Consider the following 13,422-nt stretch of genomic DNA (forward strand, 5'->3'; position numbering starts at 1 on the left):
ATTATTTACGTAAAGATGCTAAATAGTCAACTACAGCCGAATGACTCACGGTGTTGTGTTCAAAATGAGTTGTGACAAGCTGACGTTCGGTTTCGGTAGCCTGAAACTGATTCAGGATATTCATCAAATGCATTTTCATATGGCCCTGTTGAATTCCGGTTGTCGTTAACGAACGTAAAGCGGCAAAATTTTGCGCCAGTCCGGCTACGGCTACGATTTGCATCAATTCCTCGGCCGATGGATGTCCTAACATTTCCAGTGCTATTTTAACCAGTGGATGTAAGCCGGTTAGACCGCCTACTGTTCCCAATGCCAATGGAATTTCCAGCCAAAAGGTAAAAATACCGTTTTCGACTTTGGCATGCGAAAGACTCGAATATTTTCCGTTTCGGGAAGCAAAAGCGTGTACGCCGGCTTCTACCGCGCGGAAATCATTTCCGGTTGCAATCACGACGGCATCGATACCGTTCATGATTCCTTTATTGTGTGTTACGGCGCGATACGGTTCGATTTCGGCGATCTGAACGGCACGAACGAACTTTTCGGCGAACTCTTCCTGCGAAATGTGTTTGTCTTCTTTTAAATCGGCTACCGGGCAGGAAACTTCCGCTCTAACAAGACAATTCGGAACATAATTAGACAAAATGCTCATTACGACCTGGATTTGCTTTTCCTCTTCGGAAAACGCGTCGTACTGAAGCGCTTCTTCTTTTAAGGTTTTGGCAAATTGCTCCAGACAGGAATTGATAAAATTGGCCCCCATACTGTCTTTGGTATTAAAAGTAGCATGAAGCTGGTAGTAATGCTCCAGTTCGCCGGTTTTATCGCGCAGGTTGATATCGATAATTCCGCCACCTCTTTTTTGCATGTTTTTCGTAATGCTTCCGGTTTCGGAAAAGAATTTCGGTTTGATGGTGTGGAAGAAGGCATCCAGTTTATCGGCAGCACCTTTATACATAAAGTGTACCTGACCGATTTTTTCGGTACTGATTACCGTGGTTTTAAAACCACCGCGATTGGACCAGAATTTAGCGGCTTTTGACGCTGCTGCCACGACGGAACTCTCTTCGATAGCCATTGGAATGGTCACATTTTTTCCGTTGATCAAAAAATTGGGTGCCACACCAAAAGGCATATAGAAATTGGAAATCGTGTTTTCAATAAACTCATCGTGAAGCTTTTGAAGGGCTTCGTCGGAATTCCAATATTGGGTGATAACTTGTTTGGCACTGTCCGGATTGTTAAAATGGGTATTCACAATCCAGTTGATTTTTTCTTCTTTCGACAACTTCGAAAATCCAGCAATAGCTTTCGTCATTTTTAGGCATCTTGAATTCTACTGCAAAGATAAGATTTCGAAAATGCAATCGGGGATAATTTTTAAAATACGTTTTTTTAAGGAAAAAATTACAGTAAAAACTTATAAAATTGACTTTAAATGCGAAAATTGAATTTGCATTTAACACATAAAGTTATGGCTAATTGATAAATTTTCACTAAAATTGGAAGTTTTTTTACCATTTGACAAAATGAATTACTTTAAAAAATCGTTATTTCTACTGTTACTGACTTCACTGTCAGCGGTAGCACAACAAAAAATTACGCTCGAAGAGATTTGGAGCGGTGCTTTTAGAACGCAGGGAATGACTGCTTTAGAAGCGATGAAGAACACGAATCAGTATACCGTTCTGAATTATGACCGGAATACGCGGTCGTCACAAATCGATCTGTATGATTTTGCCACACTAAACAAAGTCACCGCGCTAATCGACTCTAAAGATCACAAACAACTGGACGGAATAGACAGTTATAGCTTTAGCCCGGACGAAAAGAAAATTTTAATTGCGAATAATTCCGATCAGATTTTCCGCCATTCTTTTGTAGCCGATTATTTTATCTACGATATTGCCAAAAAGACCCTGACCAAACTGGCCGACTATAAAATTCAGGAGCCAACCTTCTCACCGGACGGGACTAAAATAGGATATGCACACGACAACAACTTATACGTGTACGACCTGACTACTCAAAAACACACTCAAATCACTAAAGACGGAAAGAAAAACCACATCATCAACGGTATTACCGATTGGGTGTATGAGGAAGAATTCTCGTTTGTACGTGCTTTCGACTGGAATGCGGGAAGCGATAAAATCGGATTTATCCGTTTTGACGAAACCGAAGTGCCGGAATTCTCTATGGACATGTACAATCAAGGATTATATCCGACACAATACGTATTCAAATATCCAAAAGCAGGAGAGAAGAATGCCGTTGTATCGTTACATGTATATGATGTAAAAACCGGAGCGACTAAAAAAATCAACCTGGATAAATACAACGATTTCTATATTGCCCGTATCAAATGGACAAATGAAGCGAATACGTTAAGTGCGCAAGTGTTAAACCGCCATCAGAACAATCTGGATCTTTTATTTGTTGACGGAAATTCCGGAGCGACAAAAATCGTTGTAAACGAAAAAGACAAAGCTTATGTTGATGTAACGGATAACCTAACGTTCTTAAAAGACAACAGTTTTATCTGGACCAGCGAAAAAGACGGATTTAACCATATTTATCACTACGATAAAAACGGAAAGTTGATCAACCAAATTACCAAAGGGAAATGGGAAGTGACCAACTACTACGGATTCGATACTAAGACGGGAACAATTTTCTATCAGTCGGTAGAAAACGGTTCTATCAACCGTGATGTGTACAGCATCAAATTAAACGGAAAAGACAAAAAGAGACTAACTACGGAAACCGGTACCAATGCGGCGACGTTTAGTCCGAATTTTGAGTACTTTATCAATTCGTTTTCAAGTGCTAAAAGCACACCGCGCTATACGCTTAACGAAAGCAAAACCGGGAAGCTTGTAAAAACCATCGTTTCGAACGAAGCTTTGGAAAGCAAACTGGCAAAATACGACTTACCAACAAAAGAGTTTTTTGAATTAACCACTGAAAAAGGAAACCGTTTAAACGCGTGGATTCTTAAACCGAAAGATTTTGACCCGAACAAAAAATACCCGGTATTTATGTACCAGTATTCCGGACCGGGATCACAACAGGTAAACAACGACTGGAACAATACCGATGATTACTGGTTTGCGATGTTAACGCAACAAGGGTATATCGTAGCTTGTGTTGACGGACGCGGAACCGGTTTTAAAGGGGCGGAATTTAAAAAATGCACCTATAAAGAATTAGGAAAATTTGAGGTAGAAGATCAGATCGATGCAGCAAAAGTAATCGGTAACTACCCTTATGTTGACAAAGCCAGAATTGGAATTTTTGGTTGGAGTTATGGAGGTTTTATGTCGTCGAACTGTATTTTCCAGGGGAACGACACGTTTAAAATGGCCATTGCTGTGGCTCCGGTTACCAGCTGGAGATATTATGACAGCGTTTATACAGAACGATACATGCAGACACCTCAGGAGAATGCATCCGGATATGACAACAATTCACCGATCACCCATGTGGCGAAATTAAAAGGAAACTTCCTTTTGATCCACGGAACGGCCGATGACAATGTACACGTACAGAATACCATGAAAATGGTGGAAGCATTGGTACAGGCAAACAAACAGTTTGACTGGGCGATTTATCCGGACAAAAACCACGGTATCTACGGCGGTAAAACCCGTTTGCAGTTGTATACTAAAATGACCAACTTTATCAAAGAAAAACTATAATTAAACCAAACCAAAAACCAAAAACGAAGCAAATGAGCGAACAGAATGTAAAACAAGGACATCCAAAGGGACTTTGGGTATTATTCGGAACCGAAATGTGGGAGCGGTTCAACTTCTATGGAATGCGTGCATTGTTAACCTTATTCCTGGTTAACTCCTTAATGATGAAAGAGGAAGAAGCTTCCTTAATTTATGGTGGATTTCTTGGTTTATGTTATCTGACACCTATGTTGGGTGGATTTATTTCCGACCGTTTTTTAGGAAACCGTAACTGTATTATGTTGGGTGGTTCGTTAATGGCCATCGGACAGTTATTGCTTTTTGCAAGTGCTACGGTATTTCCAAACAATTTAGAATTAGCCAAAACATTAATGTATGCGGCTTTAGGGGTTATCATTTTTGGTAACGGATTTTTCAAACCGAATATTTCCAGTATGGTGGGAAGTTTGTATCCAAAACAGGAAAAAAGCAAATTGGATACGGCTTTTACCATTTTCTATATGGGGATCAATATCGGAGCTTTCTTAGGACAATTTATCTGTCCGATTGTAGGTGACGTAAAAGATGCCGGTGGAATGCGTGACATCCATGCGTTCAAATGGGGATTCTTAGCAGCTGCTTTGGCAATGACCATTGGTACAGCGGTATTCTTCTTCCTTAAAAATAAATATGTGGTAACGCCGGAAGGAAAACCACTGGGAGGATTACCATCAGGACATGATGCTTCCGATTTCGAAGAAGGTGAAGCACAAAAAGCGAATTTCTCAACGACTTCATTAATCGTTGCGGTTATCGCTTTTGTAGGATTAGGATTTTTATTCCATTATGCAGTAGGACAAAACGTAATTTACTCGATGATTTATGCGAGTGGTCTTACATTGGCCGGATTGATTTTATCGGATAAATCATTAACAAAAATTGAAAGAGACAGAATCTTAGTAATTTATATCGTTTCGTTTTTCGTAATCTTTTTCTGGGCAGCTTTCGAACAGGCAGGTTCTTCGTTAACGTTTATCGCCGATAACCAGACCGATCGTAACTTCTTCGGATGGCAAATGCCACCGTCAATGGTACAGATCTTTAACGGATTATTCGTTGTAATGTTAGCCGTTCCGTTCAGTATCTTATGGGATAAATTAAGAGCCAAAGGAAACGAGCCGATTTCACCAATGAAACAGGCTTTCGGATTGATGCTAATTGCAGTGAGTTATTTTATTATTGCTTACAATGTAAAAGACCTTGGAAACAGTGGCTTATTGGCAATCAAATGGTTAATCTTATTATATTTAATTCAAACTTGTGGTGAGTTGTGTTTATCGCCAATCGGACTATCGTTAGTAGGTAAATTATCACCAAAACGTTTTGCATCCCTATTATACGGTGTATTCTTCTTATCGAATGCTTCCGGATATGCATTAGCAGGAACATTGGGATCGATCTTACCGGCAACGGGAGATAAATTCAAAAAAGCTCAGGAATTAGGAATCGACCTTCAGGCAGTTTTAGACAAAACCGTAACACCAACAGCTGAACAATTAAAATTATTGGCCGATAATCAAATCAGTGCGCAATACCGTGTATTCGCAGGATTTGAAATCCACAACCTATTCGAATTCTTTATGGTATTCGTAGTATTGTGTGGTGCTGCATCAGTAGTATTATTCTTATTGACTCCGGTTCTTAAGAAAATGATGCACGGAGTAAGATAATTTTAATCCCTTTAAAAAGCAGCTATGTGGAATAAACATCCAAAGGCATTGCCATTTTTGTTCCTGTCCGAAATGTGGGAACGTTTCGGTTATTATCTGATGATCGGTATTTTCACGCTTTATCTAAAAGACGTGGAAGCCGGTTTTGCAATGACCGAAAAAGAAGCCTCCGATTTATACGGAACTTTTATTGCATTAGTATTCTTAACACCCTTTTTGGGCGGATTAATAGCCGACCGTTATCTGGGGTATCGCAAATCGATTGTATTGGGAGGAATCCTGATGGGACTCGGTTATTTCTTGATGGGCGTGCATTCGATTACCGTATTGTATATTGCAATGACGCTGGTTATTGTTGGTAACGGATTCTTTAAACCGAATATTTCGACCTTGTTAGGAAACTTCTATTCCAAAGAAGAATACAAAGACAAAAAAGACGAAGGCTACAATATTTTCTATATGGGAATTAACGTAGGTGCCTTTATCTGTAACTTCTTCGGAGCAGCACTGCAAATCCTGTTAGGATGGCACTGGGCTTTTATGGCTGCCGGTGTGGGAATGTTTATCGGAGTATTCGTATTCCTGATGGGAACCAAGCATTATGCGGGTTATGATCATAAAAAAGGCGTACAGGAAGGTGATATGCCTTTCTGGAAAATCGTATTATTCATCTTGGTACCGTCGGCGGTATTTGGAGTAATCGGATGGTTGCTAAAAGGAGTGGCTTCCGAGTCCAATCCGGACAGTTATATCTTCGGATCCGATAGTACCGATGCCTTTATCTTTGCCTGTATTCCGGTAATATTGTTTTATTCCAGCTTATATTTTAAAGCAAAAACAGAAGACAAACGACCGATTGCGGCCTTATTGGCCATTTTCGGTGTCGTAATATTATTCTGGGCCGTTTTCAAACTAAACGGTTCGGCATTGACAACCTGGGCCGATCGTTATACCGATCGTCAGACAACCGGTACCACTTCAAAAGTGTTTAACGGATTAAAACTGGCCAAGGAAGTTGAGTACAAAAAAGACTCCGTCGAATTATACGATGCACAGTTCCGTTTGCAAAAAGAAAACGGAGTGGTTAAAAAAGAAGTCAATTATCCGTTATATTTTAGAAACGTAGCACCGGAAAAATTACCGGCCGAAGGATCGAAAGTAAGTTTATGGGCCACCAATTTAAGTCAGTCGATTAACCCGGGTTGGGTGATCATCTTAACGCCTTTGGTAGTCGCCTTTTTTACCTTCCTTCGCAGCCGTCGTAAAGAACCGTCAACACCAACCAAGATCGCTTTCGGTTTACTGATTTCAGCTTTATCGGTATTGGTTATGGTTGCAGCGGTAAAAATGGGCGGTAACGGAACCGAAAAAGTTAGCGTATGGTGGTTGGTAGCCAACTATGGCGTGATCACGATCGGGGAACTGTTTTTAAGTCCGATGGGATTATCAGTGGTTTCCAAGTTAAGCCCAACCAATATTACCTCGTTAATGATGGGAGGATGGTTTTTAGCAACGTCAATCGGAAACAAATTAAGTGGTGTACTGGCCAGTATGTGGGATACCTACGAAGACAAAACAGATTTCTTCTGGGTCAATTTTAGCTTATTGCTAACCGCATCCTTAATGATGTTTGTGTTGTTGAAATGGTTAAATGCCATTATGAAAGAAAAAGGAATAAATTAGCATATGAATACAAGAGAAACTTTAGAAGAAATACAAAGTTTTAAAGGCAAGTACCCCAAACAATTGTGGTACTTGTTTTTTAGTGAAATGTGGGAACGTTTCAGTTTTTACGGAATGAGAGGAATGTTGGTGATCTTTATGGTAAGCCAACTAATGATGAATGGAAAAGTGGCCAACCTGCAATATGGCGCCACACAGGCATTCGTATATGCCTTTACTTTTATCGGAGGATTATTTGCCGATAAAATCTTAGGATATCGTAAATCCCTGTTTTGGGGTGGACTTTTAATGATCGTGGGAAGTGTTATTCTGGCGATCGATCCGAAGCAGTTTTTCTTTTTCGGAATCAGCTTTACCATTGTAGGAACCGGATTCTTTAAACCGAATATCTCAACCATGGTTGGGAAATTGTATAAAGATGACGATATCCGTAGAGATGCAGGATTTTCGTTGTTCTATGCCGGAGTTAACCTGGGAGCTTTAATCGGTGGTTATATTTGTATCGCAGTTGCCAACGGAAGTATGCTAAGTAGTATGGTGCCGGAACATTTGCGTTGGAATGTAGCCTTTGGTTTTGCTTCAGTGGTGATGTTTATCAGTTTGATCACGTTTACGCAAACGCAGAAAAGCCTTGGTCCAATCGGACTTTCGCCGCTATTGCATCTGGAAACATCCAAAAGAAAGCTATACGAATACGCAACCTATATCGGATCGTTAATCGTATTGCCAATCATCATGACGATGGTGTCTAAAACAGAATACACCGACATCTTTATGTATATCATCGGGCCGTGTTCGTTATTGTATTTGTTCTATGAAATGAAAAACTACTCAGTAGCCGAAAATAAAAAATTATTAGCGGCCTTGGTATTTATCATCTTTTCGATTTTCTTCTGGGCGTTCTTCGAACAAAGTGGCGGATCGTTAAGCCTTTTCGCAGCCAACAACCTAAACAATACCATGTTCGGAATGAAATTCGATCCGAATGGTGTCAACAACTCGGCAAACTCTTTTTTTGTAATTGTCTTTGCTGCTTTTGTTGGAATGATTTGGTTGTGGATGGCGCGTAGAAAAATCGAACCAAATACCATCGTAAAATTCGGATTGGGCTTCCTGTTTTTAGCGGGTGGTTTCTACGTATTTTACTATACCAAATTCTTTGCCGATGTAAACGGTATGACCGGATTAGACTTGTTTACCTTCGGTTGGTTTGTGATCACCTTTGGGGAATTATGCTTGTCGCCGATCGGAATGTCGGTGATGACCAAATTATCACCCGAAAAATTACAGGCGGTATTAATGGGGATGTGGTTTTTGGCCAGTGCCTATGGACAATATCTTGCCGGAATATTAGGTGCCAATATTGCCGAAGCTTCCGAGCACGCCACCAACCTTGAAAAATTAAATATCTATGCCGATGGCTACAAGCAATTGGCTCTTTACGCCCTGATTGCAGGGATCATACTGATTGTTATTTCACCACTCGTTAAAAAACTAATGCAGGGCGTTAAATAACACAATAAATAAGCATACCATAATGGCAACAACTTCAGCAAACCCCGATTTTTTTAAAACCAAAGTATTAGGACACCCTTCAGGATTATTCGTATTGTTTTTTACCGAAATGTGGGAGCGTTTTTCGTTTTACGGAATGCGCGTATTATTGGTAAATTTCCTTACAATGGCCATAGTCGGAGTCGATATGCCGGGTTGGGGATGGAGTAGTGAAAACGCTGGCGCCTTATTTGGAACCTATGCCGGATTGCTATACTTAACCCCAATTTTGGGTGGAATGATAGCCGACCGTTATATTGGTTACCGTTGGGCAATTGTAATTGGAGCCGCCATTATGACCCTCGGTCACGCCGCTATGGCTGTAGAAACCGAGTTTATGCTTTACCTCGGATTGGGATTACTGGTTATTGGAACCGGATTCTTTAAACCGAATATGACCTCGATTATTTCCCAGATGTACAAAGACCTGCCGGAAAAAAAGGACGGTGCCTATACCATTTTTTATATGGGGGTTAATGCCGGTGCTTTTTTCGGAATGATGCTTTGTGGTTATCTGGCGGAAAAAATCGGATGGAGTTGGGGATTCGGATTGGCCGGTATCTTTATGTTATTAGGAACGTTGCAATTCTGGATGGCCAAACCGCTATTCGGAACCATTGGCGATGTACCGGATAAAGCGAAAAAAGATGCCGAAATCGATGCCACCGAAAAACGCAACCCGTTCACCGCAATCGATAAAATCCTGATCGTGATCACATCGCTAATTGGTGTGTTGTATATTTTTAACGATCCGTTATCCAAAATCGGAAAAATCAATATTTTGCCACAGGAATTTTTAGTGTCAAAAGAAACATTGACTGGACCATTGGTTGTAATTATAATCGGACTGGTGTTGTTCCTGTTTTTGGCAATCAGTCGTATTGTACGTTACGAACGTGTGGTACGCGATCGTATGTTTGCGTTTATCGTGTTTGCTTTTTTTACCGTTTTCTTCTGGTTATCGTTTGAACAGGCGGCAACGTCACTGGTTATTTTTGCCCGTGATTTTACCGACCGTGCACTGGATGGAAATTCATTGGTGATTTTTAATATCGTAAACACCTTACTAACGGTAATCCCACTGGCGATTATCACATGGGTTTTGGTTTTATTGTTTAAACAAACACGATCTCAGATTTTACGTTCGAACATTACCCTGTTTATCTGTTTCGGATTAATGTGGGGCATCGTAATCTGGATGTTATACCGCGAATTCACAAGTACAGCATCCGAAGTGACGGTTTCCTGGTTTAGTATCCTAAACTCCTTTTTTATTATTGTTTTTGCCTCGTTATATACCCGTTGGTGGGATAGTAAATACAACCCAAGTGCGGCGGTTAAATACGGATTGGGACTGATCATTATGGGACTGGGTTATGCCGTATTGGCCTATGGTGCGTCGGTGATTCCGCAGGGAGCCGTAGCCGGAACCGTACGCGTTAGTATGATCTGGCTTATCCTGGCGTATTTATTCCACACTTTAGGCGAATTGTGTCTGGCACCGGTAGGACTATCCTATGTGAGTAAATTGGTACCACCGCGAATGATTGCTTTTATGTTTGGAATGTGGTATCTGGGTATCGCCATCGGAAACAAACTGGCGGCTAGTGTTGGAGGAATGATCGATGATGTGGTTCGGGATTATGATATGACAACCTTTTTCCTGATCTTTACGCTGGTGCCGATTGTAGCGGGTAGTTGTATCATGTTATTGAATCCGGTATTGAAAAAATTAATGCATGGTGTTAAATAAATGTTTTAGTACATGAAAAAATTAGTTTTTGTATGCATATTTGCACTGGTTTCGATGCTAACAAACGCACAGGAAACATCGTTGGAATGGCATACGGATGTTAAAAAGGCGGTACAGCTTTCGCAAAAAGAAAACAAACCCCTTTTTCTGTTTTTTACAGGAAGCGATTGGTGCGGCTGGTGCATCCGATTGCAAAAGGAAGTGTTTTTTCAGCCGGAATTTGTTACTTGGGCTAAAGAAAATGTAATTTTGGTAGAATTGGATTTTCCACGGAGAAAAGCATTGGCACCCGAAGTGCAACAAACCAACAACCAACTGATGCAGTTATTTGGCGTTAGAGGCTATCCGACGGTATGGTTTGTAAAAGCAACGGAAAAAGAAGGAAAAATTAATTTCGAAAAACTGGGAAGTACCGGATATGTCGCTGGCGGACCGGCAGCCTGGTTAACAGGAGCAAATCAAATAATCAAAAAATAAAATAAAAAGCAATGAAAAAAATACTATTACTATTGTTCCTAACCGTTGGAGCAATTGCTGCCCAGGCGCAGGAAATCAAATGGATGACGTTTGATGAGGCAATCAAAGCCCAAAAGAAAAATCCGAAACCTATTTTTATGGATGTCTATACCGATTGGTGCGGACCGTGTAAATTATTAGACAAGAATACATTTAGCGACAAAACCGTTGCGGATTATATCTCGAAAAACTATTATGCCGTAAAATTTAATGCCGAAGGAAACTCGGAAGTAAACTACAAAGGCAAAAAATATACGAACCCGACTTTCGATGCGAACAGAAGGGGAAGAAACGGAATCCATGAATTTACCATGTTTTTACAGGTTCAGGGGTATCCGTCGATGTTTATCTTAGATAAAAAAGGAGATGTACAGTCACCATTGGTGGGTTACAGAACTCCTGAGGAATTGCTAAAAGATTTAAAAGGTTAATTGATACTAGCAATTGAAAAAAATCCCTTTTTACCGGTAGCGTAAAAAGGGATTTTTGTTTTCCGGCAACTCACTTCCCAACGAGCTGTTTCGCGTTTATAATTGGTACCATCGGCCAGAATCAATTTTGGTTGTACCAAACCAATCAGTCGATCGAGATTGATTTTTGGATGATTGATCAACACGACGATGTCCGGCTTTTGAATTGTGTCGTATATTCCATCGCCATCAACAATCAGGATTTTCTGATCGTTATAAAAAAGCGTATTCCGCAAGGGGTGTTGTTGAATTTCAGGATAAAACAATCCACTCCGATAAGATTGCAGGTTGCGGTTTTTGGTGATACAACTGTCGTTCGAATACACCTTAATGTGATTGTTGGTTTTGATCGTGATCAGCGTGTGTTGTTGCTGATGAAAGACAACCAGTTCCTCCTTGTTTCTGATCATATATAGCGTAAACCAATAGGTCATTTGCAATAGGATAAGTGTCGAAAGCAATCCCATTAATCGGATCGGAGTTCGTTTTCGGAACCATAAAAACAAAGCGATCATTACGATATAAAGAACAAACAGCAATTCGGTATTAAAGGAAAGATTACGAAGCGTTAGCGAACGGAAAGAAGCGATCCAGCCGATATACGCGTTCATGGTTTCGATCAGAAACGACAGTGCTTTTCCTAAAAATAAGATAAGATTTCCCGGGATAAAATTCAGGATTGTCAGTAGGATGCCGAGTGTCAGAATAAGGGTTGTCATTGGTAGTACGACCAGATTGGATGCTATAAATAATAACGGAATCTGATGAAAATAGTAAAGGCATAACGGAAGCACGCCAACCTGAGCGGCAAACGAAACCCATACGATTCCTATAACATAACGGAGAATCGGATTTTTCGGTAATCGGATTTTCTGAAAAATAGTTTGCAGGGAAATAATAGCAAAAACAGCCATATAACTCAGTTGAAAACCAATATCGAAAATAAAATTGGGTTTAATAGCGACTAATAATAACAGGGAAACCAAAATACCCTGAAAACTGTTTGCAGAGCGGTTTAAAAAAAGACCAAAGCTCAAAAAACTCAACATAGTTACCGAACGAACCACCGAGGCCGAAAACCCGGTTAGCAAGGCATAAAACCAAAGAAGCACTATTGGGATCAGGAGTTGTAGTGTTTTGCCATTTTTAATCCTTTTTAGCGGTTTTGTCAGGAAAAGGAGGATTCCGTATAAAAGTGCAATATGAAGTCCGGAAATAGCCAGAATATGCGTGGCACCGGCATTAGCATAGGCAGAGACGGTTTGAGGATCCATGTCCTGTCGTTGTCCCAATACCAACGCATTGATAATATGTTGTGTTTCCGGTTTAAAATGATGCTTTTCAAAACCTTCGAGTAAGCGATCGCGATACGCGGCGATCCGACTCGTAATGGTATTGGAATGGCCAATTACTATAAAATTGTCCCGATTCAGATACATCTGATGGAACACATTCCGTTTGGCCATATAATCGGCATAATTAAACTGAAAAGGATTTCTGTTTTTCGGTACAGCGGCTACAGCATCGTATAGAAGTATTTCGGAGCCAATTACAGGTTTGGGAAGGACAATTGTTTTGGGAGCATATAGTAAAAGGGTTCCGTTTGCTTTTTGGTGATTGATCTCCGACACCCTAAAAAGATACTTTTCAAAAGAAGCACTGGTTTTTAAACGTTCCGTGATAACGCCCCGGATCGGATAATGTCCATCATTGAGTAAATAATGACTATAATGTCCGTGTTTATTTGGCGCATAATGGAGCTGATGTGCAAAACTTCCGCTGAGAAAAGACAACAGATAAACACTAAGTCCGAAATAGTTTTGTTGTATAAAATGCCGGTTGGAATAGCCATAACAAACACAAAACAGGACAAATGAAATCGCAAGGGCTATAAAAAGGATCGTTGTGTCCGGTTTTGTATAAAAATCGACTACAATTCCGGATACAAAGCAACACGTAATTCCGAATATGGGATATCGCAATACCTTCATGGAAATAATAAGGTATTGAAAAATTGCGAAAAATAAAAACCGGGA

General features: G+C 40.4%; 9 protein-coding genes. 7 read left to right on the forward strand and 2 right to left on the reverse strand.

Annotated elements, in window-relative coordinates:
• Window position 1: 1 nt before the first annotated feature.
• The gene (locus tag AAFN64_RS02175; RefSeq protein ID WP_347759138.1) at window positions 2-1,318 is read right to left on the reverse strand and encodes a hydroxymethylglutaryl-CoA reductase, degradative; all 1,317 of its coding nucleotides are present in this window, start codon (window positions 1,316-1,318) and stop codon (window positions 2-4) included.
• A 211-nt stretch (window positions 1,319-1,529) separates the two neighbouring features.
• On the opposite strand from AAFN64_RS02175, the gene AAFN64_RS02180 reads away from it, so the two are divergent.
• Genes AAFN64_RS02180 through AAFN64_RS02210 form a run of 7 tightly spaced genes read left to right on the forward strand, consistent with a single transcriptional unit; the run spans window position 1,530 to window position 11,347 of the window.
• Window positions 1,530-3,701 carry a DPP IV N-terminal domain-containing protein gene (locus tag AAFN64_RS02180; protein WP_347759139.1) on the forward strand — a complete coding sequence of 724 codons (2,172 nt, stop codon included), beginning with the start codon at window positions 1,530-1,532 and terminating at the stop codon, window positions 3,699-3,701.
• Between the two features lie 32 nt (window positions 3,702-3,733).
• Window positions 3,734-5,410 carry a peptide MFS transporter gene (locus tag AAFN64_RS02185; RefSeq protein ID WP_300491292.1) on the forward strand — a complete coding sequence of 559 codons (1,677 nt, stop codon included), beginning with the start codon at window positions 3,734-3,736 and terminating at the stop codon, window positions 5,408-5,410.
• Between the two features lie 24 nt (window positions 5,411-5,434).
• Window positions 5,435-7,093 carry a peptide MFS transporter gene (locus AAFN64_RS02190; RefSeq protein ID WP_347759140.1) on the forward strand — a complete coding sequence of 553 codons (1,659 nt, stop codon included), beginning with the start codon at window positions 5,435-5,437 and terminating at the stop codon, window positions 7,091-7,093.
• A gap of 3 nt (window positions 7,094-7,096) precedes the next feature.
• Window positions 7,097-8,608 (forward strand): peptide MFS transporter, encoded by a 1,512-nt coding sequence (locus tag AAFN64_RS02195; RefSeq protein ID WP_347759141.1) that lies wholly within the window; start codon window positions 7,097-7,099, stop codon window positions 8,606-8,608.
• A gap of 22 nt (window positions 8,609-8,630) precedes the next feature.
• The gene (locus AAFN64_RS02200) at window positions 8,631-10,400 is read left to right on the forward strand and encodes an oligopeptide:H+ symporter (RefSeq protein ID WP_347759142.1); all 1,770 of its coding nucleotides are present in this window, start codon (window positions 8,631-8,633) and stop codon (window positions 10,398-10,400) included.
• A 12-nt stretch (window positions 10,401-10,412) separates the two neighbouring features.
• Window positions 10,413-10,877 (forward strand): thioredoxin family protein, encoded by a 465-nt coding sequence (locus tag AAFN64_RS02205; protein WP_300491300.1) that lies wholly within the window; start codon window positions 10,413-10,415, stop codon window positions 10,875-10,877.
• An 11-nt stretch (window positions 10,878-10,888) separates the two neighbouring features.
• Window positions 10,889-11,347: a thioredoxin fold domain-containing protein gene (locus tag AAFN64_RS02210; RefSeq protein WP_347759143.1), complete on the forward strand. Its 459-nt coding sequence runs from the start codon at window positions 10,889-10,891 to the stop codon at window positions 11,345-11,347.
• Here the strand turns inward: AAFN64_RS02210 and AAFN64_RS02215 are convergent.
• The gene (locus AAFN64_RS02215; RefSeq protein WP_347759144.1) at window positions 11,344-13,377 is read right to left on the reverse strand and encodes a ComEC/Rec2 family competence protein; all 2,034 of its coding nucleotides are present in this window, start codon (window positions 13,375-13,377) and stop codon (window positions 11,344-11,346) included. The two genes, AAFN64_RS02210 and AAFN64_RS02215, sit on opposite strands and share 4 nt — an antisense overlap.
• Window positions 13,378-13,422: the final 45 nt, after the last annotated feature.

The organism is Flavobacterium sp. CAU 1735 (assembly GCF_039888695.1).
GTDB lineage: Bacteria > Bacteroidota > Bacteroidia > Flavobacteriales > Flavobacteriaceae > Flavobacterium.